This is a genomic window from Borreliella burgdorferi B31 (assembly GCF_000008685.2).
GTDB lineage: Bacteria > Spirochaetota > Spirochaetia > Borreliales > Borreliaceae > Borreliella > Borreliella burgdorferi.
Window position 1 is genome coordinate 1 of sequence record NC_001851.2, and the last position, 20,005, is coordinate 20,005.

26 protein-coding genes and 6 pseudogenes are annotated in these 20,005 nt (G+C 26.6%); 9 read left to right on the forward strand and 23 right to left on the reverse strand.

Translation table 11 applies throughout. From position 1 onward, the window contains the following. Positions 1–185 (forward strand): annotated as a pseudogene (locus tag BB_RS07870) (hypothetical protein); the annotation flags it as partial. Positions 186–269: 84 nt separating this feature from the next. Here the strand turns inward: BB_RS07870 and BB_RS08050 are convergent. After that, positions 270–405: pseudogene (locus BB_RS08050) on the reverse strand (Bdr family repetitive protein); the annotation flags it as partial. Positions 406–466: 61 nt separating this feature from the next. On the opposite strand from BB_RS08050, the gene BB_RS05695 reads away from it, so the two are divergent. Next, positions 467–1,465: an ErpD protein gene (locus tag BB_RS05695; protein WP_010890266.1), complete on the forward strand. Its 999-nt coding sequence runs from the start codon at positions 467–469 to the stop codon at positions 1,463–1,465. Positions 1,466–1,668: 203 nt separating this feature from the next. Next, positions 1,669–2,076 (forward strand): annotated as a pseudogene (locus tag BB_RS08005) (hypothetical protein); the annotation flags it as partial. A gap of 21 nt (positions 2,077–2,097) precedes the next feature. Here BB_RS08005 and bdr read toward each other — a convergent pair. After that, positions 2,098–2,640 carry a Bdr family repetitive protein gene (bdr, locus tag BB_RS05700; protein ID WP_044283652.1) on the reverse strand — a complete coding sequence of 181 codons (543 nt, stop codon included), beginning with the start codon at positions 2,638–2,640 and terminating at the stop codon, positions 2,098–2,100. A gap of 17 nt (positions 2,641–2,657) precedes the next feature. Between bdr and BB_RS05705 the strand changes: the two genes are divergently transcribed. From BB_RS05705 to BB_RS05715, 3 genes are all read left to right on the forward strand, one after another. Then, positions 2,658–2,807: a hypothetical protein gene (locus BB_RS05705; protein ID WP_157659661.1), complete on the forward strand. Its 150-nt coding sequence runs from the start codon at positions 2,658–2,660 to the stop codon at positions 2,805–2,807. Next, entirely contained in the window at positions 2,777–3,076 is a 300-nt protein-coding gene (locus tag BB_RS05710) for a plasmid maintenance protein (protein ID WP_044283653.1), read from the forward strand. Before BB_RS05705 ends, BB_RS05710 begins: the two co-directional genes overlap by 31 nt. A 124-nt stretch (positions 3,077–3,200) precedes the next feature. After that, positions 3,201–3,380: a hypothetical protein gene (locus BB_RS05715; RefSeq protein ID WP_010890269.1), complete on the forward strand. Its 180-nt coding sequence runs from the start codon at positions 3,201–3,203 to the stop codon at positions 3,378–3,380. Between the two features lie 301 nt (positions 3,381–3,681). On the opposite strand, the gene BB_RS05720 is transcribed toward BB_RS05715, so the two are convergent. Further along, a complete protein-coding gene (locus BB_RS05720) occupies positions 3,682–3,849 on the reverse strand; it encodes a hypothetical protein (RefSeq protein WP_010890270.1) in 168 nt (55 codons plus the stop codon). Between the two features lie 177 nt (positions 3,850–4,026). Between BB_RS05720 and BB_RS05725 the strand changes: the two genes are divergently transcribed. Both BB_RS05725 and BB_RS05730 read left to right on the forward strand, forming a co-directional pair. Continuing rightward, positions 4,027–4,182 carry a hypothetical protein gene (locus tag BB_RS05725; RefSeq protein WP_231033839.1) on the forward strand — a complete coding sequence of 52 codons (156 nt, stop codon included), beginning with the start codon at positions 4,027–4,029 and terminating at the stop codon, positions 4,180–4,182. 305 nt (positions 4,183–4,487) lie between these two features. Beyond that, positions 4,488–4,985, forward strand: a complete 498-nt coding sequence (locus tag BB_RS05730; protein WP_044283655.1) for a hypothetical protein — start codon at positions 4,488–4,490, stop codon at positions 4,983–4,985. A 457-nt stretch (positions 4,986–5,442) separates the two neighbouring features. Here the strand turns inward: BB_RS05730 and BB_RS07875 are convergent, their stop codons facing one another. The 4 genes from BB_RS07875 to BB_RS05750 form a co-directional block, all read right to left on the reverse strand. Then, positions 5,443–5,601, reverse strand: a complete 159-nt coding sequence (locus BB_RS07875; RefSeq protein ID WP_223292496.1) for a hypothetical protein — start codon at positions 5,599–5,601, stop codon at positions 5,443–5,445. 351 nt (positions 5,602–5,952) lie between these two features. Next, positions 5,953–6,375, reverse strand: a complete 423-nt coding sequence (locus BB_RS05740) for a chromosome replication/partitioning protein (protein ID WP_415870983.1) — start codon at positions 6,373–6,375, stop codon at positions 5,953–5,955. Between the two features lie 256 nt (positions 6,376–6,631). After that, positions 6,632–7,381: a ParA family protein gene (locus BB_RS05745; RefSeq protein ID WP_014540418.1), complete on the reverse strand. Its 750-nt coding sequence runs from the start codon at positions 7,379–7,381 to the stop codon at positions 6,632–6,634. Next, entirely contained in the window at positions 7,354–7,911 is a 558-nt protein-coding gene (locus BB_RS05750) for a DUF226 domain-containing protein (protein WP_044283657.1), read from the reverse strand. The genes BB_RS05745 and BB_RS05750 overlap by 28 nt, the downstream gene beginning before the upstream one ends. Before the next feature lie 860 nt (positions 7,912–8,771). Here BB_RS05750 and BB_RS05755 point away from each other — a divergent pair. Continuing rightward, positions 8,772–9,029 carry a hypothetical protein gene (locus BB_RS05755; RefSeq protein ID WP_010890273.1) on the forward strand — a complete coding sequence of 86 codons (258 nt, stop codon included), beginning with the start codon at positions 8,772–8,774 and terminating at the stop codon, positions 9,027–9,029. Positions 9,030–10,032: 1,003 nt separating this feature from the next. Here the strand turns inward: BB_RS05755 and BB_RS08055 are convergent. From BB_RS08055 to BB_RS05825, 16 genes and pseudogenes are all read right to left on the reverse strand, one after another. Beyond that, the gene (locus tag BB_RS08055) at positions 10,033–10,179 is read right to left on the reverse strand and encodes a transposase (RefSeq protein ID WP_231033867.1); all 147 of its coding nucleotides are present in this window, start codon (positions 10,177–10,179) and stop codon (positions 10,033–10,035) included. A 518-nt stretch (positions 10,180–10,697) separates the two neighbouring features. Continuing rightward, positions 10,698–10,991, reverse strand: a complete 294-nt coding sequence (locus tag BB_RS05765; RefSeq protein ID WP_010258312.1) for a DUF5425 domain-containing protein — start codon at positions 10,989–10,991, stop codon at positions 10,698–10,700. A 628-nt stretch (positions 10,992–11,619) separates the two neighbouring features. Next, positions 11,620–11,769: pseudogene (locus tag BB_RS08105) on the reverse strand (hypothetical protein); the annotation flags it as partial. A 21-nt stretch (positions 11,770–11,790) separates the two neighbouring features. Next, on the reverse strand, positions 11,791–12,018 hold the full coding sequence (locus BB_RS05770) for a hypothetical protein (RefSeq protein WP_012665401.1): 228 nt from the start codon (positions 12,016–12,018) through the stop codon (positions 11,791–11,793). A gap of 422 nt (positions 12,019–12,440) precedes the next feature. Continuing rightward, complete coding sequence (locus BB_RS05775; protein WP_010890275.1) at positions 12,441–12,992, reverse strand: chromosome replication/partitioning protein; 552 nt, start codon at positions 12,990–12,992, stop codon at positions 12,441–12,443. Positions 12,993–13,028: 36 nt separating this feature from the next. Further along, on the reverse strand, positions 13,029–13,793 hold the full coding sequence (locus BB_RS05780; protein ID WP_010890276.1) for a ParA family protein: 765 nt from the start codon (positions 13,791–13,793) through the stop codon (positions 13,029–13,031). Beyond that, positions 13,769–14,329, reverse strand: a complete 561-nt coding sequence (locus BB_RS05785; protein WP_010890277.1) for a DUF226 domain-containing protein — start codon at positions 14,327–14,329, stop codon at positions 13,769–13,771. The genes BB_RS05780 and BB_RS05785 overlap by 25 nt, the downstream gene beginning before the upstream one ends. Before the next feature lie 21 nt (positions 14,330–14,350). After that, on the reverse strand, positions 14,351–15,451 hold the full coding sequence (locus tag BB_RS05790) for a plasmid maintenance protein (protein ID WP_010890278.1): 1,101 nt from the start codon (positions 15,449–15,451) through the stop codon (positions 14,351–14,353). Positions 15,452–15,754: 303 nt separating this feature from the next. Further along, the gene (locus BB_RS05795) at positions 15,755–15,925 is read right to left on the reverse strand and encodes a hypothetical protein (RefSeq protein WP_157659660.1); all 171 of its coding nucleotides are present in this window, start codon (positions 15,923–15,925) and stop codon (positions 15,755–15,757) included. 687 nt (positions 15,926–16,612) lie between these two features. Continuing rightward, positions 16,613–16,825 (reverse strand): hypothetical protein, encoded by a 213-nt coding sequence (locus tag BB_RS07885; protein ID WP_049755699.1) that lies wholly within the window; start codon positions 16,823–16,825, stop codon positions 16,613–16,615. Positions 16,826–17,166: 341 nt separating this feature from the next. Then, positions 17,167–17,415 (reverse strand): hypothetical protein, encoded by a 249-nt coding sequence (locus BB_RS07890; RefSeq protein ID WP_080745463.1) that lies wholly within the window; start codon positions 17,413–17,415, stop codon positions 17,167–17,169. Next, positions 17,391–17,605: pseudogene (locus tag BB_RS08060) on the reverse strand (DUF226 domain-containing protein). The gene BB_RS07890 and the pseudogene BB_RS08060 overlap by 25 nt, the downstream one beginning before the upstream one ends. Further along, positions 17,551–17,805 (reverse strand): hypothetical protein, encoded by a 255-nt coding sequence (locus BB_RS08065; protein ID WP_010890280.1) that lies wholly within the window; start codon positions 17,803–17,805, stop codon positions 17,551–17,553. The pseudogene BB_RS08060 and the gene BB_RS08065 overlap by 55 nt, the downstream one beginning before the upstream one ends. A 272-nt stretch (positions 17,806–18,077) precedes the next feature. Continuing rightward, complete coding sequence (locus BB_RS08070; RefSeq protein ID WP_080745464.1) at positions 18,078–18,134, reverse strand: hypothetical protein; 57 nt, start codon at positions 18,132–18,134, stop codon at positions 18,078–18,080. Positions 18,135–18,426: 292 nt separating this feature from the next. Next, positions 18,427–18,858, reverse strand: a pseudogene (locus tag BB_RS05820) (variable large family protein); the annotation flags it as partial. A gap of 11 nt (positions 18,859–18,869) precedes the next feature. Then, positions 18,870–19,979: a variable large family protein gene (locus tag BB_RS05825; RefSeq protein ID WP_052403612.1), complete on the reverse strand. Its 1,110-nt coding sequence runs from the start codon at positions 19,977–19,979 to the stop codon at positions 18,870–18,872. Positions 19,980–20,005 lie beyond the last annotated feature (26 nt).

A 20,005-nucleotide genomic window follows, 5' to 3' on the forward strand; every position in this document is an offset into this window, starting at 1 on the left:
AGCTCCAATGAGCTTACATCTACTATTACAAATTTAATTTCAAATTTTTTTAATGAAAATGAGTCTTGCAAAAATTTGTATAATCTAAAATTATACATTAATGCAAACCTAAAAAACTGGGAATCTATAAAAATACTTGTAAATTGCAAAAACAAATTATATCTAAAATTTTTTTTCTTGATTAGGGTAAAAAATTCTTTATTAATTTCTAGCCTTTCGTTAAGGTTTTGTTTTAGATTTTGTTCCCAATTAGACATATCTTGTTTTCAATTCTTTTCTATGTTACCAATCTTAGCAGTAAATTCATTTTTAACAGTATCAATCTTAGAAACAAAATTGTCAAATCTTATGTCACATTTGTTTTTCTAAATTTTCTAAATCTCTATATGTAAATTTATATATCAACTTATACTATTTTCCCCTTTTTGAAATATAATTTATTTTTATTTAATTTAGGAGGAACAACTTGAAATTATTAAAAATATTTATGTGTGCTTTTTTACTTTTAAATTTAGTAAATTGTAAATTTGATAGTCTTAATTTATCTACAAAAAGCGTAGATGACAAAAACAATTCTATAGCCAAGCTTCTTCAACACTTATCAAAAAGTGAAGACCAAGCCAATAAAACTTCTACCTCAGAAGACCAAAAGGAATTAGAAATTACGGAAAACAAAGAACAGGAACATGAAAAACTTTCACAAGTAGCACAACATGCTCCAAACTCAAAAATTGAAAAAGTAAAATCCGATGGAAAACCTGTTCCTGGGGACAAAATTCTTTCTTCAAATAAAGATATTTACAATTCTTATATCCCAGAAGTAAAAGAGGAAATTGTTTATGAAATTCTTGAAGAAGTGATAATTCCCGAAACAAAAATTCCTGAAATTACTGAAGAAGTGATAATGCCTATTCCACAAACAATAGATTTTTATATTGAACCAAGGCCAATAAGTAGTTTCCTTACTCAAGGGACATCACCAAGTATTACAAGTACAATAAAATCATATAAAGAACTCGCTAAAGAAAAAATTAATAATGGCTTGAATATAGTACAGAAAATAACTCAAAATATTGATAATATTACAGAAAATTTAAATTCTAAAGAAACACCAAAGGAAATATCGGGGAAAGAAGTTGAAGAAAAAATTACACACCCCATATTTGATCACATTACTGGAAGCGGTAATAATCCCGGACAAGATTCTATATCCAATACATGGGGCGAAGGACTTGAAATTGGTGGTGATAGCAATTTCTTTACCAATTTAGAAGAAGTAAGAAGCTCTATAAGAACAAAAATCAAAGTTTCTGATGGCACTGAGCAAACCAAAGACAAGGTGGAAATAGATGAAATTATAGAAGATTTGCAAAAACTAAAAGAATTTCTAGAAAAACTCAAGAAATATCTTAAAGATACAAATAATCTTAGCGCAATCGAAGAAAGTGTAAAGGGTTTAAGTTAAAAGAACAATCGGATTTTTAACTTAAAGTCGAAATTACATATACCTATATTAATGACTTAAAAACCTAATTACAAAAACTTTAGTAATTGGGTTTAAATTAAAACACATTATTTAGTAGAGGCTACATCATTTTCTACATCTAAAATTGATTCGTAAAACTTATAAACAAGTTTTTATATCTTTTAAAACACAAATCTCAATAAAATATTTTTGATTTTAGAATTACTACTAAACAACTAAAAATTATTCATTCTTTGATTACTAGGGCAAAAGAAACACTACATGAAATCAGATATAACTCTCATTCAAAAAACTTCTTTTTAGCTAAAACACCTTGTATTTTAAATCTGTACCAAAAGCTCAAATATATCAAGTCATTCGCACCTTTAAAGCTCAATCAAAATAATCTAAATTATTATCGAAATAGCTCCAATGAGCTTACATCTACTATTACAAATTTAATTTCAAATTTTTTTAATGAAAATGAGTCTTGCAAAAATTTGTATAATCTAACGTTATACATTAATGCCAACCTAAAAAAACTGGGAATCTATAAAAATACTTGTAAATTGCAAAAACAAATTATATCTAAAATTTTTATTCTTGATTAAGGTAAAAATTCTTTGTAATTTCTACTTGAAATAGTTGCCAATTAATGTCATAATTAAGGACGACAAAATAGATAAAACAATGGGCGAAACTACTGATGCAATAACAACTGACACTCTGTTTTTCACGCTAAGCTTTTCCAAAAGAACTTTGTTATTGGATTCCAGCTTTTCCAAAAGAACTTTGTTATTGGATTCCAGTTTTTCCAAAAGAACTTTGTTATTGGCTTCCAGCTTTGCTTCTAGCCTTTGTTCCAAATTAAACATATCTTTTTGTAAATTCTTTTCTAAGTTATCAATCTTAGTAGTAAGTTCGCTTTTAACAGTATCAATCTTAGTAGTAAGTTCACTTTTAACAGTATCAATCTTAGTATCTAAATTATCTATTTTTAGATTTAAATTCTTTTCTACGTTATCAATCTTAGTAACAAGATTGTCAAACTTTATACCAAATTGCTTTTCTAAATTTTCTAAATCTCTATATGTTAGTTCATTGTAATAATATCTTTTTGACAAATCTTGAGCTATTAGTTGTTCCATACTCAATCGTAGAAACTCTCTATATATTTGTTCTTCAGTAAATTATGAAAAAAAATCAAAAAAACAAGTGCTCAGAAATAGAAAAAACACAATTAGAAATAATAAATACCCAATCAGAAATAGAAAAACAACTCCATCAATTAGAAATTGAGTTTACTGGGGTATGCCTGCTTTATGTGGCAATACATTATTAAATCTAGAATTGAATAATTATTCTCAAAAAAAACTATTAAAATTTTACAACGAAATTCTTAAAAAAGATAATAAAAATTCTTGCGATCTACCAACAATGAGTAAATATCTTGATATATTAGAAAACACAAAAACCATAATAAAGCTATCTTTTAAAAATCATCCCAAATATATAATTTATTATAAAATTAATTACCCCCTTAAAGTGTTTTGTTCAACAATACAAGACTACTATCAAACAATAGCAAACAAACTAAAACTACGGCTATAACTAAACTATCCTACTACTATTTAATCGTAAAAAAATATTTCTTTGCAAATTAATCAATTTAGAAATATAAATGTAAAGACATATCTTTTTATTTGATAAATAATAAAAATTACTGGGGCACTATTTGGAAAAATTTTTAAAAGAAATATTAAGTATGAATAGCAAAAATAGGCTATCTTCACACTTAATAATTCTTATTTACACGCTAAACAACATTGACCTAAATTCAAAAAATATTGGGTACAAAGAGTTTGAAGAGTTAAATAAAGCACATGAAGCTGCTTTAAGTAGTAGAGAATCTTAGCTAGTGTAGCTTCAAAGAAGACATGACACTTACTTATAAATAAGGAAGCTTTTGGATTTTAACAAAAATAGTCTGGCTTTTTTGCACATATAAAACAACTCCATTATTTCTAAGATAAATATTTTAAGCTCCCTGGTAAAGTAATTCATTTATCCTAGATTTACTCTTCCACTTCTATACGTCCCGTCCTGCTTAATCATTAATTTTTAAAATTAAATGTTTCTTTCTAGTTACGCACTATATTGTTACTATAACAAAAATTGAATCTTAAAAATTAACATATTACTTTAAAAAAGTATACTTATAGGAGATGCTTATAAAGCTTAACAAACTTATTTTTACCAATATATATATATCTAATATCTCTTATACTTAGTTGCTCAATATCTAAAGATTTAAGTGATAAGCTCTCTTCACTAAAATCTAATGATTTTTTTAATTCAGACACTTTAGTTTCTGATTCTAGCAATTATGCTCCTTTATTAGAAAATTCAACTACTGGCAATACTGCCTTTAGTAGCAAAGATGTTGCTACTGCACTACCACAAGAGATTGCAATAGAAAATCTTTTAAAAGAAAAATTGTATGAAATTAATCAGATTTCTTCAGAAGATATTCCACAAATATTGATGATAAAATTACTTCTTTGGAAGCTTTAAAAAAGCAATTAGAAGACGAATTAGAAATCAAATTATCTAATCAAACACACATAAAACAAGACGATAGCTTTAATAAGCAAGCTCAATTACAACAATTAAACCCAGGTGTTTCACAAAAACAAGAAATAGATAAAAAAACATAGAAAAAAGAAGCCTAGACAATTCTTCACAAGAAAAAGAACTCACAAACCCTGCTTATTCAACACAAGAACATACAAAAAGTGCTACAAACTTAGACTCAAAAAAAGATGCTCTTATTAAAGAAACTCTTGAAGCTATAAAGGAAAAAATTAAAGAAGAAAAGAAAAGCTATTCTAGAAGAGCAGCAAAGACAGAAACAACAAGAGCTTGATAAGATTAAAGCACAATATGAGGAAGAGAAGAGAAAGAGAGAAGAAGAGAGGAGAAGAGAGGAGAAAGAGAAAAGAAAGCAAGACTTCAAAAATTCATGCAAACTACTTCTGACTTAACTAATCTTGTTAAGATGGCTGGGCTTGAGGCTTATAGCATTTCCCATAAATTAAAAGATCTTGAAAAAGGTATTGAAAATTATGAAGACAACAATAATTCTACTAAAGACACACTAAACCAATCTCTTAAAGATGTTATTTATGAGATTACAAAGCTTAGTAGTCTTATAGAAGCAAAAGATAAGATTGATCAGCGTAAGAAATTGGGTTATCAGACAGAACAAGAGTTTGATGCTAAATTTATAAACTTAAAGAACATCAAAGATAAGCTAAAGACTTTATGTGGTAAGGCTAAAGGCCATCTTGGTAGCAATCTTTCTAGCGTTACTATTGATGGGATTACTAAAGAGAAGGTAGCTCAAGCTTATCTTATCATTAAACTAATACACAAAACATTAATTTATATGAATGATGATAGTAAAGGTAGCCTTGCTACTATACTTAATGACTTAGAAAAGGATGCCAAATCAATATAACTAGCACAACAATATCTTCTTATTTTAAAAAAGCCTAAGTACTTATATCTTAGGCTTTTTTAAAAATTATCTTGCCTCTTAGACCATTCTTGATAATAATAATACTGTTAAGAATAAATTAATGCTAAAATGGATAAGTACACTTACACTAATTACTATTTTTGCAGTAAATATAAAAACATAGAATAAAAATTCTTATAACTAAAAGAGTATAATCTTCTTCAAGAGAAATATATTATCAAGAAATTAAATAGACCTTAAAATTATTTTTTCTATATATTCAAAATTACTTTAACTATAATATTACCTATAGAGAAAATCGTATGGTAGTGGACGAATGGTTTTTCCTAAAAATAAAGAAAAATAGTAAAAATGGAAGAAAAGAAAACAAAAAAAAGATATAATTCTGTATAAAAAAATTCTTTAAGAATTTTTCCATTTTTTAGAAAATGGTTTTCTATAATAGAAATATTATATTTTTTTCTCTATGTCTTGTAATACCATTAATAATATTGATCAAAATATTAAAACTTTCTATTGACCATATTTCTGATTGAACTGGAATTATAATATAGTTTGCAGTATTTAAAGCGCTCTTTAAAAGAAAATTTTGAATCGGAGAAAATGTTTACCAAAATATAATCAAAATAGCAATTGTATTTGGAAAGAGATATAAATATTCTACATATTTATTTTTCATAAAAACTTTTTTTTAAGATAAGATTAATACCAATGCTATGAGATTTATTTTTATCATTTTAATTTTCTTTTAATAAAAAAACTTAATAAGTTATCAACTTAGGTCAACCACAGTAAAACAATTAAAATGACATTTAAAAAGATTGAAATTTAGTAAACAAAAAAAAGCCCTTATGGGCATCCTTTTCCGGTTTAGGATAAAGAGAAATCTTTATCTTATACATTAAGAATAATATATTATAAAAAAATAATCAATGGATTATTTTTTTTATTCTTCTTTATTTTCATACTCCATCACAAGACTAAACAAGATATCCCTTCTATCCTTAATAATTTTTTCCAAAATAAAAACTGCTCTTTTGGTATCTCTTATGCAAAAAGAATAAACTTCCTTATCTTTTATTAAAAATTTAACAGGGGGCATACATGAATTATCACAATCTTTTTTTCTATCTTTTTTATGTTCAGATGATTCTAATTGATTTTTCAATATTTTTCTGTATACAGATGAAAAACCCTGTTTTTTAATCTCCTCAACAGAAATATTTCCCTCTAAGACTTCTTGATAAATTTTTATATATATATACGCTTGGCTTTTATTAATTACATAAGACTTAATAAACTGTTCGAAACTGTCGAACCCGTCATATTTATAAAGATTTTTTTGTTTGATTTCGTATAAAATTTTCATTCTTTGAAATTTACTATCAATATCTAATTTTAAATTGTATGCTAGCTATTCTTTTAATTCATTGTAATTTTTTAATTCCCTGTTCTGATTGATATCCATTTCTTCTATTTGAGTTTCTACCCTTTTATACAAAATTATGTCTTTTTTGTTTTCTTTTTTTTCCATTTTTACTCCCTTTCTTTATTTTTAGAAAAAGACCATTCGTACACTAACACGATTTTCTCTATAAGATAGATTACGGTTAAAACAATTTTCATTATAAAGAAAAAATATTTTTCAAAGTTTCTTTAATTTCTTGATAATATATTTCTCTTGAAGAAGGTTCGAGTCTTTTAGTTATAAGAACTTTTATACTATTATAAAAATGTATCTTGCCCTTGATATATTCTTTGTATTCTTTATGAATCAGATTTTCTACTTCTTTAAGAATATTTCTATTTTTTATAAATTGGTTTTCTACAATAGAAATATTATATTTTTTTTCTCTATGTTTTGTAATGCCATTAATAATATTGATCAAAATATTAAAACTTTCTATTGACCATATTTCTGATTGAACTGGAATTATAATATAATTTGAAGTATTTAAAGCACTCTTTAAAAGCAAATTTGAACCTGGAGAAGTGTCTAACAAAATATAATCAAAATCGCAATTTATTATATTTCTATTTAAATAATATTCCAAGAAAGTTTCTTGATCGGTTTCTGTATTAAATTTTTCTAACATAGGATGAGAAGGAATTATATACATATAATCATTAATTTTATTTAAGTATTTTTTAAAATAGAAATCTCCTTTTAACATACTATACACATTATATGTTTCGGCGTCAGGAATATACTTGGTAAAATATGATGTTAAAGAATTCTGTGGATCCAAATCAATTAGTAATATTTTTTTACCCAATTCCTTCAACAAATAAGAAAAAAGTATAGAAAGTGTGCTTTTTCCAACTCCTCCTTTAACTGATGTGAGTGCTATAATATCTGGTTTTTTAATATCCATTTATCTAAAATTCCTCCATTTGTTAGTTTTTTGTTGTAAAATTTATATACTTTTCTTTCCATTTTTTTTAAATGTTTTAAACTATACTTGTAGTATTTGGTGTCTTCTTTTTGTCTTTTTCTTAGCAAGGTTCTTAGAGATAATAAGTAACACTTAATAGATCCGGTTTTAAATATAAATTCTATATAATATAGTTTTTTTATTGCGTAATTTCTATTTTTTCCTATTTTATGAAGAAATGGTTTTTCAAGTCGATCGTATCCATACCTTATTCCTAAAAATTTATTTTTTCCTTCTATTGGGAAAAGATTGAAAGAATACTTATCTTTACTATTAAATTTTTTAAATTCTAGTTTCAGTCTTTGTTTTTTGCAGTTATTTCTAAAATTAACTAGATGGTAGAATATTTTTGTGTAATATATTTTCTTTCCATTCTTTTCTTCTATTTTGTTAAAAATATTTTTTATTGGATTTTCATCAATATTCATTAACGCTTTCTTTTGTTTTAGTTTTCTAAAAATTGAATTCAAATCTTTTTCCTTATTACATTAATCAAATAATTGTTTAATGTTTTATTACTTGTAATGTAAATATGTAGCTTGTTTAAAGTAAAATAATTAAAGTTCTAGTTGTAAAAAAGTATTGTGGATAAGAAAATGGATTTCGTCAATTTACAAAAGGTATATTAACTGATTTAGATAAAAGTCAAAAATATTGTTTTGATTTATATCAGAATTGGTAGATTGCTATGTTTTAAAGTAAGTATTTAGAATAGCTTTTACTATTAAGCTTGCATACAAAATGGTGTTGTCAGCTTTATTCCAATCTTAATTTCATTTTATCAAATCAAATTAAGATTGGAATCAAATGAAACAAAAAAAGTGAATAAGAATTCATCAAAAGAAATTCGCAAATATGTTAAAGGATTACTTAATATTGTTAAAAATATTGTGCCTGTTACAACTAAAAGGTTGAAGAACTATATTTAAAATTGTGCAGGGTATCTAATGAAGAATAATGGCCCCTTGATACTTTGGATATCATTACTATACTATTTAATAAGAGAAAAATTTATTTATCACTCAATATTAAGCTTGTTTTTTCCCCTATTTAATATTTTACTATCCAATTTAAATTTACTTGATACTTACTTATATAAAACAATTGAATTTTGGATTTTATATGAGGAGTGACTAAAGCTTGTAAAGCTTATGAAAGTATTAATTTAAAACTGAGTTAGAAAAGCAATCTTAGATTTAGTAATGAAAAACTCGATACATTAACTTTTTTCGTAAATGTATTAAAATCAGCGCATTTTAATTTTTATTGAAAAGGAGATGTATCCCAAATAGAAGAGTATGTTAAAAGGTTTTTATTCAAACTGAAAAATATGGGTAAAGTTAAAAAGCCGCTTAGCTATATTAAATATGGTAGAGATAATCAGCCTAATGTAGAAAGTAAAGATAGAAATCATATAGATGTGAAGGAGTATCATAGAGATAAAGGGGGATTTGCTAATGTTTTTGATAATTATTTTATTATATTAATGATATTAGCAATAGAAGGAAACTTTCTAATGAATTCAATTAAGAATGGAATGTTTCTGCTTATTCTCATTAAAATAAAAATACAATTTATTAAAATTTAAATTTTCAACTTCTATGCCAGAAGAATAAGGATAATAGCCGCTTGAATATAGGAGCTAATCTCTAAATTAGATAAGTATATGCCTAGCCATTACTTGCTATTATTTTTACTATTTTCGTGTGATTTAAAAAAAGAAGATAAAGATAATAAAAAAAGTTAGAAAAGTTATCATCTAAAAATAAAATGGATCCAAATAAAATGACACTAGATTATACAACAGTATATGAAAAGCAACAGAAGCTATGGATAATTCAAAAAGATTTGATTTAAAAGCACATAAGGGAAAGAAAGTAGAAGAAAAAAATCTTTAAAAGGAGATGAATTAGAATCAATCCCTAAAATTTGAGCAAATCTAGAGGCAGAATTAAAGGTGGTAGCAGAAAAATTAGAAGTACCAAAATTATAACTAGGACGATCCCAAATCTAAACAGTTAAGCCACTAGTAGTTCAAGAAAAATTATAAAAAGAGAAAAGAGAATCGACAGAATTAAATAAAAAAAGAAGAGAACAAGCTGAAAAATATAAAAAAGTAATGGAAGAACGAAGAAAAAAAGTGGCCGAAGGGAATCCTCTTGAAGAAAGTATGATATTATTCAATTAGGTTAGGGATTTAATTCCAATCCCTATTTATTTACTGCAAACGGAATAGCCCATATAGGACCTTTTTGCTATATACAATTTAAATCTAAAATATGATAATTGATAAAGAATATAAAGGTCTGATTACAGTTCGAATTCTAAGAATGAAAAAAGGCATGCGAAAAGGAATGTTTGGAAAAAGTATTAATGATTTAGGATGGTCTGAGTTTGCAAGACAATTTACATAGTTTACTTGATGGAAAATATCTATCTACTTTATACAAAGCAGATCCATACCATTTTGATTTATATGTATGTAGTAGTTGTCATATTAAAAATATGGCTCTAAAATTAAGTGATACTAGGTGGGCTTTCAGTAGTTGTAACAACTTTGCATGATGGAGATATAAATGCAAGTCTAAACCTTAAGACTTATCTCTATTAATAGAACCTTTTTGCTTTTTTGATAGTTTTCTTTGGTATTTTTTAAGTTTATTTTCATTTTTTAATAAATATTTAGGATGATTAATCTTCTCACCTTCACTACTTACTAAAAAATGTTTCATGCTCATATCAATACCAACTGCCTCTTTTTTATCACCTTTAGTTTCATTATTATTTTTAGTATCTAAGCACTCAACTGTTATTGAAATATAATATTTATAGACATAACTTTATAAACTCTATTTTAGGTAGCTTTATATAACCATTTTTTATTCCTATTGAGTTTTTTTGATTATTAGTTCTATAAGTTTCCCTATTTTTCTTACTTTTATATTTAGGAAATCCTTGTGTTCTATTTCCCTTTTAAATTTTTCTAAAAAAATCATTATACGCAGAGTCTAAGTCAAGTTGGACATTACAAAGAGCTAAACTATCAACTTCCTTTAAGGGGATAGAAATTCTTCTTTATATGATATATTCTATGCTTATAAGCTTTATTAACACCCATATATTCTATTATTTTATAATATTATATTCAAGTGTATAATGTCACAGAAGCTAACTTTTAATAATCCCTGCATATATTCAATTAATTGTCACCTAATTATGGGTTGAGCATTCTCTTGTTTTTTTGTAATAAAATTAATCAGTTGCTTTTGCAATATGAATAGGTTTTATTATAGGAATCCGAAACATTAGTCTCTCTAGAAGAATAAGAACGACTTCTAGTATTATTTACACCTAATTTAATTTTAGAATTTTTAACTATAGCCTCATTTTTACTTAAACATTTATAATTTGAATTATCCATGTATTTCTTTTCTAAATTAAAAATATCATCCATTTTGTTTTCAGCATTATTGCTTGACAAATCACAACCTAATACTAACAAGAAGGCTAATATTGTAGATAATAATGAAATAGAAAATTTTTTGTTCATAAATCTCTTCTCCTTAGATTTTAATAATTAAAAGTCACTTTACAAAAACTAAAAAGCAATATAAATAAATATACCTCGCGGGATAGATAGTAGGCTCTATTGCAACAAGCATGACTAATTTTATCTTTTTATGTAATAAAACTAGTCCAAATTTATATTTATTTTTTGCTTTAGCTATAGAAATTATATTCTAAATTAATCATTTTTTAAATATTTATTGGTTTTTATTTGTTAAGCCACACTAGCTTTATTGATGGGTAAATATTAGAAGTATATCAAGATAATATAATTTATTACTTAAATGAAAATCTTAAAAGAACTATACAAATTACTCAGCATCTTCTTTTTTTTTAACTTTTTTAGAAAGTCTAAAAAACTTGTGCTAAAATAAAAAAACACATATTATGCTCGCAATTTTCAAATAGTGTAATTAAGCTCTTGTATTTAATAATAATCAAATACCTTTCTCTAAAGTATAGTCAAATAATAGCAACACTAAAAAGTAGTAATATTCATTAATGTGAATCTCTAAATCTCTGGCATACATTTTAAATGTCATTCAACGCCTTATCTTCACAGGATTGCTATTAATAGGAGAAAGTCTAATGCACTCAATTCTCCATTATTGCTATCCACTTAAAGAGATGGGGGATTTGAAAACATAAACATAACTAAACCATAATAATGATAAAGTTTTCAATCGAATGGGTGAAAAAGTATAAGAATATTTAAGCTCTTCGAGATTTTTAATTAAATTATTATATTTGTCTTTTATAGGCCTTAAATTACAAGATTTTACCTATGTAACATAGCCTCCTACAAACAATTTCCAAACTTCTCCTTCTTTTATTTCGTTTAACCTAGATTCTTCATCAACATAACAAGTATTGTTATTATCTTCTTTAATATTTTTCTTATTATTTTTTATAATTGACCCAATATTTAAAAAACCATTTATTTCTGCGATCTTACCTTCTTTGTCCCTATACTTATCTTTACACTCTCTTAACTTTTTCGATGAAATCAAAACCCCTCCTTATATTTTTTTATATATAAAAGATAAAACAAGAAAATAAATAAACCAAATATAGTCTTTTTGGCTTGTAAAATTTTATTGGAATTTCACTTAATATTTCTTTTATAAATTAAATAAAAACATTGATTTTTGCACAAGCAAGGGTAAAATAAATTCAAGTCTTAATTAAAGATTCTTTTTTTAATAAAATCTTTAATCAAGACTTGAAGTCTTTACAATTCACCACAATAATAACTGGAAGATCTAAACAAATAGAACCACCATTTATAAGTAATATACATCAAATTTCAAATAAGATCAACCCTTATTCACAAATTTTTTATTTCTATTACTAACTACTATTTTTTAAATCAAAGATTATAAAAATAGTAGTTTATATCTTATGTTTTATATACCAAATTATTCATAAGTGCTCAACTTTTAAATTCTTCCATAAACTTTTCTAGCAAATCTTTTTTCTCTATAAAAACTCTATCTAAAAAGTAACCAGTAAATTTGGCGTTTTTGCCATAAAAATCATAACTTTCCTGATTTTCAAGCTGCAATCTTAATATCCTTATTGATTTCTCTTTTGCAATGCCCTTATCTATGTTAAACCTCTTAATCCTACTATAAGTCTCTGCAAATCCTAGTTGCTTAATTTCATCTATTTTTAAATCGCCCGATAGTACATGCTTGTAAAGCCTTAAATATAAGAATGCTTGACTCCTTGCTATGACAAATTTTTTAAGAAAATCATCAAATTTTTTGTATCCATCAAATTTATAAAGTTTTTTAGTCCTTATTTTATATAAAATTTTCATTAATTCAATTCTATTGTCTATTTCGCTTGTGGCAATTCTTCTTATTTGATTTTTATAGCTTTCGTATTCTATTTCATCATCTTTATCACAATTATTTTTTAATTGATTAATACTGGTTTTTCTATCATTTAAAATGATTTCCTTTCGCTCCTTTTTAGACATTAAACCTCCTTTTCTTTTAACAGTAAAAAAGTACGTTCAGCGTACTTTTACTATTTTCTCCAAAGCTTCTTGAGCCTCTTTGTAATACACCGCACTAACATCGGGTTCTTTTAACTCATTAATTAAGACTTTAACGCTGTTAAAGCTATGAATTTTTCCCTTGATTAATATACTATATTTTTTTAACACTTGCTTTTCTACATCTATAAATGTATTTCTATTTTTAATAAACTGATTTTCCACTATTGAAATATCAATCTTTTTATCTTTAAAAAGATTGACTTCTTCTATCGCATCCATTAACATAGGAAATGCTTCTACAGACCATCTTTCAAGCTGAACAGGTATTATAACCTTATTTGTAATATTTAAAGCATTATACAACAGAGGACCCAAACTAGGAGGTGTATCAATCAATATGTAATCAAAATTATTATTAATTAAAATTTTTTTTACACAATACTCTAATAATTGTTCTTTATATCTTTTGTCTTCTTGTTCAAATTTACATAGAATTGGATGAGAAGGAACAATATACATATTATTATTTATTTCGTTTAAATATTTGTTTGGATCAAAATCCTGATAATCTTTAAACATGTAGTAAACATTAATTCCTTCAATACTCTTAATATGCCTAATGAAGTAGCTAGTTAAACTATTTTGAGGATCTAAATCAACCAGTAAAACTTTTTTATTAAAATTCTTAAGAATGTAACTAAAAATAATTGCTAATGCACTTTTACCAACTCCCCCCTTAACTGATGCAATTGTTATTATTTCTGTTTTTTTTCTATCCATTTTTTTATAAATCCTCCATTAGGCAACTTTTTATTGTAAAATTTATATATTTCTCTTTCTAACTTAATTATTAATTTAAGTAAAAATTGATTATACTGTGTTTCTGCTTTTTCTTTTTTAATAAAACGAGACATTCCCCTGATATAACAATATACACTTCCTCTTTTAAATCTAAATTCAATATAATGAATTTTTGAAAATGCATATGACTTTGTTGTATTGTTTTCTTGATATTTTACTATAATGTTTTGTACTGGCCTTCTGTATCCATAATATATACCCAAGAATTCATCATTTTCCTTTAAGGGAAATAAATTAAATTCACTAATTTTTTCTTTATTAAATAGTCCTCTAAATGAAACAAAAAATTTATTTTGCTGATTTTTATTAACACCAAATACATATAAATCACTCATTATCCTTGTATGATATATTTTTCTGTTATTTTTATCTTCCACTTTGGCAAAGATAAGTTTTTTTCGTGTTTTTTTTATTTCTGATTTTTTGATTTTGAGACGCTTTAATAAACTTTCCATAACTAATCCTTAATTAACAATTTATTTACATGCCTCTAATTGTGAACACCATTTATTAGGCTCTACTGTCTCTAAGATCTCGTAATAGTAATAATTGCTAAAGACCTTGCTATATTCTAATCTTTTTTGCTTATCCAAATAATCTTTTAAAATCGGTATTAAAATTTCAATCTTTATTTTATGTCTTAATTGTTCAATAAGTATATTAAAGATATTATTTCTAATATTTGTGTCATTTTCTTTTATATTTATTTTTTCTTGTTTAAACTTATTTTTAAGTTTTTCTGTTATCTTCTCTAAATCTTCGTACTTATTTTTTTCTATGATAAAATGTGGTTTATTCTTATATTGCTCATATATATCTTTTATTTCTATTTCTAATTGCTCGCTTTTATAATTTTCGTTTTCTAATTTAATTTTTACTTCTTTTAGTATTCTTTTCAATTTTTGTTGCTTGTTTTTAAGCTTATTTACTTCTATTACCTTGACAACGTTTAATTTTTCAAAAATGTTTTTTTCAATTAAATTTTCTGCCTTTTTTATCATTTTACATACTTCAATTGTAGCATCTTTTTTTAATCCCAAATTTAAAATAAGAGAGAATATATTTGATTTAAAATTGCATTTCTCAATGTATTTTCTGATTTGTAACTTTTCTATGGATTTACGGCTGTTTCTTTTTTCTTCTTTATTATTAGATATATTATAAAAACACTCCCTATTTTTTACACTACTATTTTCAATGCAATTCTTATTAAAATATGAATCAACACGGCTTTTATATTTTTTCTTTTTTATCTCTTTAAAATGTTTATTAATTAAATGGTAACATACTTTTTTGGGATATTTTAGTTTGTAATGAACTTCGGTCCCCATGTTAATACCTAAATGTCTGTGGTAGTTACTAGTTACTTTAAATACCTTTTCTAATTTGTAAAGATAGTTTTGTAGTGTTTTTAGCTTAACTTCTTTTTGACAATTTCTTCTTATATTATTATTAAAGTAATAAAGTATGTCATTTTGAGTGTATTGTTCAAGATTTGAATTTACATAATTCAGTGTTGATATTAGAATGATTAATTTGTGTTGGTATTTATTTGTAGAGGTTTTTATACTTTTCATTTTCTACCTTCCATTATTGATTGTGGTTTATATCAAGGAATATAATAACTCAATAAGCAATGAAAAGTAAACTATTTTTTAAAAAAAATATTGATTTTTATATGGCCAAACTCAGGCACAATGTCTAGCATTTGTCTATAAACTTCCTATCTAGCGTGTTGATATATAAGCTTTAAACAAAAAAAGGTCGCTATCTTTTGTTAACAATAATTTTAACTTCAAGTTTGCGCAAATTTTCGTCTATTGGCATAGGGGTTATTCTTACTAACTCAGACTGCACAACTCACTAGAGGACTCAAAATTCTATCCAAATATAATAATCTTTAGAATTTTTAAGTCTCGGTGAAAAATTGGGTTTTTTGAAACAAATCTTGCATCACTAGAAGAAAGTTTAATCTCTTCAGTAGATCTGGCTGATTTTACTAATACAATTCTTTTAAGTATTTTATCTAAAATTTTCTGTGTCTTTTTCAAATCACTTGCTATTCATCATCTAATTCACTTAATTTTTCTTTTCTCATTTTGATTTTGGCGTCAAAACTCTCTTCAAGTCTGGGAGTTGCATGGTCCTTCAAAATAATCAACGCCCACCCCTCCATGACTAAAATCTCTACACATATCGGTTATTTTATCTTGCATAGACTTGTGGACTTCAACAAAAGATTGATCTAGAGCCATTTATCAAATTCATTAACTTAAATCAATAAATTTAAAGTTTATGTAAAACATGCTAATTACTATTTCTAAATCAAAAGTCATAATTTTTTATGACAGCTTTTAAGAGTAGTCATCATTAAACAACTTTATTATTAGAGCTTAATTAAGCATTTACACGAGGCAAAGACTTAATTAAGCTCTAATGGCGGTCACAAATTAAGGTAAATTTTAAATGAAAAACTTATCCTTTACTTAGAAGGATACACCAATTTAAAAATAAAAGCAATAAATCAACAATTCAACAATCATATTAATAAACTATTTAAATTTTTTCTTTAAATTCTCTTATAATTTGTTCAACCCAATCTTTTTTATCGAAAAAACTTTGTCTAAAAATAACTCTGTAAATTTACAGTTTTTTATAAAATAAATAACTTTCTTGATTTTTAAGCTTAAGTCTTTTATATCCATCGAGTTTATAATAAACTTTATTTTTGGTTTCCATTAAATATATATGGCCTCTATCTTATTATAGATGTTCCCTTTTACATTATCTTTTAATTTATTTTTTAATAATTCAAATCTTTCTTTATCATTAAATGAATTTATATCATTATTGACATCCAAAATATAATTTTTTATATCTTTTAGTTTATTTTTTAATAATTCAAATCTTTCTTTATCATTAAATGAATTTATATCATTATTGACATCCAAAATATAATTTTTTATGATTTAAATTTCTTAGATCAATAGTTATTTCATTAATATTTTTTATTCATAAAATCTCCTCGTTTAGTTTAATTTTATTACTTTATAAATTGTCTGGCGCTGGACAGTTTATATTGGGGGTTTCCCATTTTTTTGAATAAGTTCTTATATAAAATATCAAATTATTTAATATATAATATTATTCCAATATGGAATTTGATTTAAAAGCAAATACCATATGTTTGCAATTTTTTTTATTTGGTTCCATTTTTCTGATACAATGCCTAAAAAGCATTCTTTCTTTGCATTATTTTCAATAATTTTTTGTGTGTATCGGGCTTTTAAGCCTAATGTGTGGCATTTAAAGAATATCTCAATACTATATAGTCACAATTGACTTTTAATTTTGTTATTTCTATTTTCAATTCTGAATCAATAGCTTTGTGCTTATTTAGGTAATAGAAATATCTATTTAAGCTGTATAATGTCAAATGGCTAGGATTAAATCCAAATGATTTTCTATTTGTAAGTGTAGTTTTACCAACATCACCTTTTATGCTGGTAATTGTTATTATTTTTGTTCTTTTTCTATCCATTTTGTTATAAGCCCTCCATTTGATAATTTTTTGTCGTAAAATTCATATATTTCTTTTTCCAAAGTTAAAATAATTTTGATAAGAGATTTATAATATTTTTTTTAATTTTATCTTTTCTTAATAAATAAGAAATTCCTACAATATAACAAAATATGCTTCCTTTCTTAAATTTAAATTGTATGTAGTGTATGCTTCTGTTTTTTCCCTATCAAACAATTTTCTAAATTGGATAAAAAATCTGTGTTTTTGATTCTTTTTTGTTTCAAATGCATGAAAGTCTAAAAGTATTTTCGTATGATATATCTTTTTTTCGATTTTAACAAAAATTTTGTTTTTGTCTGTTTCGATTTTTTTGTATTTTTCTTTAAGTTTTTCTAAAAGTTTTTTCATAGTCTACCTTCTATCTAATAAAGTCTACCTTCTATCTAATAACTTTTCGGTTGTCAAAAAATTTATTTGTGTTTTTTATTAAATTTAGTAGATCTAAATAGTATTTGTTGTTAAGTAGATAGGAATATTTCGGTTTTTCTATTTGAATTAAATACTAACAACACAAAAAAATATAAAAACCAATATACTTAACATATTATTTGAACAATTAAAATCAAAATTTGAAATTGACAATGAAATTTTACTAAGAATGGTAAAAAAGTATATTAGGTTTATCTATGTTTTTTTATTATTTGGTTTAAATCATCATATTTGTTGTGATCTATTATAAAATGAGGCTTATTTTTGTATTGTAAATATACATTTTAAAAGTCTTTTTCTAGTTCCTTTTTATTTAGTCCTTCTTTTTTAAGATTTCTTTTGTTTTTTCTAATAATATACTTAGTTCTCTTCTTTTCATTTTCATATTCTTTTTTGGTTTTCTTTTATTATAGAATTCTTTTTTAAAAGAGTATTCTATTTTCTTAATTTATAAAAAAATAAAATCAAGGTAAGAACTATTTAAAATAAATCTTGTGAATCTTTAGTAGTGAATGATTGTCTGTCCTAGTAACTTAGAACTTAGAAAGTTAGCAAAGCAAACTTTCCATCCTTCTTCATCTCATTACCAAAATCCGCATCCTCATCACCCTTTCCAATAGCAGCAGCAATCGGATTTGTAGCCTCCCCAGGCTTCTCTCCATCCTGCTCAGCCTCACCAGCAGCCTTAACAATCGCACTTAATATCTGCTCCCCACTAACAGCACCAGCCGCCTTGCTAGCAGCCTCACTGTCCCCAGCATTAGCATTATCAACTTTCCCAAACAACTTCCCTGCCTTTTTATTATTCTCCCCTGCAGCAGCAGCAACTTTCAGCTTTTCACTCCCCCCAGCAGCTTCAACAATCTCCTTTATTCCCTTAGCAATCCCCGTCACACTCGCCTCATCAGCAGCCTTCGCAGCACTATTATCAGCCACAACTTCTCCAATTGCATCAGTACCACTTGAAGCCCCCTCAGCTGTCTTTACACAGCTTTTACCAGCTTATCCAACAACTCGCTAACTTCTTTAATAGCCCCCTCAGCCTTCTCTTTCTCACCACCACCACTCTTCACAGCAAACTTTCCATCCTTAGCCATCCCCCTCAAAGCAATAGCAGCAGCAATCTGATCATCCTTCTTCATCTCATGATTAAACTCCGCACCCCCATCTTTATCCCCAATAGCAGCAGCAATCGGATTTTTAGCATCCTCAGGCTTCTTTCCCTCCTGATCAGCCGCACCAGCAGCCTTAACAATCGCACTTAATATCTGCTCCCCACTAACAGCACTAACAGCACCAGCCGCCTTGCTAGCAGCCTCACTGTCCCCAGCAGCAGCACCAGCCTTCCCAAACAACTTCCCTGCCTTTTCATTGCTCTCCCCTTTAGCAGCAGCAACAGCTTTCAGCTTTTCACTACTCCCCCCAGCAGCTTCAACAATCTCCTTTATCCCCTTAGCAATCCCCGTCACACTCGCCTTATCAGCAGCCTTCGCAGCATTATTATTATCCACAACTTTTCCAATTGCATCAGTACCATTTGAAGCCCCCTCAGCTGTCTTTACAGTTGTTACCAGCTTATCCAACAACTCGCTAACTTCTTTAATAGCCCCCTCAGCCTTCCCTTTCTCACCACCACTCTTCACAGCAAACTTTCCATCCTTAGCCATCCCCCTCAAAGCAATAGCAGCAGCAATCTGATCATCCTTCTTCATCCCCTCCTTATTAAACTCCGCACCATCATCCGCATTACCCTTCCCAATAGCAGCAGCAATCGGATTTTTAGCCTCCTCAGGCTTCTTTCCCTCCTGCTCAGCCGCACCAGCAGCTGCAGCCGTAACAATCGCACTTAATATCTGCTCCCCACTAACAGCACTAACAGCACCAGCCGCCTTGCTAGCAGCCTCACTGTCCCCATTAGCAGCATCACCAGCTTTCCCAAACAACTTCCCTGCCTTTTTATTATTCTCCCTTGTAGCAGCAGCAACTTTCAGCTTTTCACTCCCCCCAGCAGCTTCAACAATCTCCTTTATCCCCTTAGCAATCCCCGTCACACTCTCCTTATCAGCAACCTTCGCAGCAGCATCATTAGCCACAACTTCTCCAATTGCATCAGTACCAC

Bases quoted from the DNA above. Each gene is read 5' to 3' on its own strand.
- BB_RS05705 (WP_157659661.1), top strand. From the start codon at position 2,658: ATGAAAAAAAATCAAAAAAACAAGTGCTCAGAAATAGAAAAAACACAA.
- BB_RS05710 (WP_044283653.1), top strand. From the start codon at position 2,777: ATGCCTGCTTTATGTGGCAATACATTATTAAATCTAGAATTGAATAAT.
- BB_RS05730 (WP_044283655.1), top strand. From the start codon at position 4,488: ATGCAAACTACTTCTGACTTAACTAATCTTGTTAAGATGGCTGGGCTT.
- BB_RS05740 (WP_415870983.1), bottom strand. From the start codon at position 6,375: ATGAAAATTTTATACGAAATCAAACAAAAAAATCTTTATAAATATGAC.
- BB_RS05745 (WP_014540418.1), bottom strand. From the start codon at position 7,381: ATGGATATTAAAAAACCAGATATTATAGCACTCACATCAGTTAAAGGA.
- BB_RS05755 (WP_010890273.1), top strand. From the start codon at position 8,772: ATGGGTAAAGTTAAAAAGCCGCTTAGCTATATTAAATATGGTAGAGAT.
- BB_RS08055 (WP_231033867.1), bottom strand. From the start codon at position 10,179: ATGAGCATGAAACATTTTTTAGTAAGTAGTGAAGGTGAGAAGATTAAT.
- BB_RS05765 (WP_010258312.1), bottom strand. From the start codon at position 10,991: ATGAACAAAAAATTTTCTATTTCATTATTATCTACAATATTAGCCTTC.
- BB_RS05775 (WP_010890275.1), bottom strand. From the start codon at position 12,992: ATGTCTAAAAAGGAGCGAAAGGAAATCATTTTAAATGATAGAAAAACC.
- BB_RS05780 (WP_010890276.1), bottom strand. From the start codon at position 13,793: ATGGATAGAAAAAAAACAGAAATAATAACAATTGCATCAGTTAAGGGG.
- BB_RS05785 (WP_010890277.1), bottom strand. From the start codon at position 14,329: ATGGAAAGTTTATTAAAGCGTCTCAAAATCAAAAAATCAGAAATAAAA.
- BB_RS05790 (WP_010890278.1), bottom strand. From the start codon at position 15,451: ATGAAAAGTATAAAAACCTCTACAAATAAATACCAACACAAATTAATC.
- BB_RS07890 (WP_080745463.1), bottom strand. From the start codon at position 17,415: ATGGATAGAAAAAGAACAAAAATAATAACAATTACCAGCATAAAAGGT.
- BB_RS08065 (WP_010890280.1), bottom strand. From the start codon at position 17,805: ATGAAAAAACTTTTAGAAAAACTTAAAGAAAAATACAAAAAAATCGAA.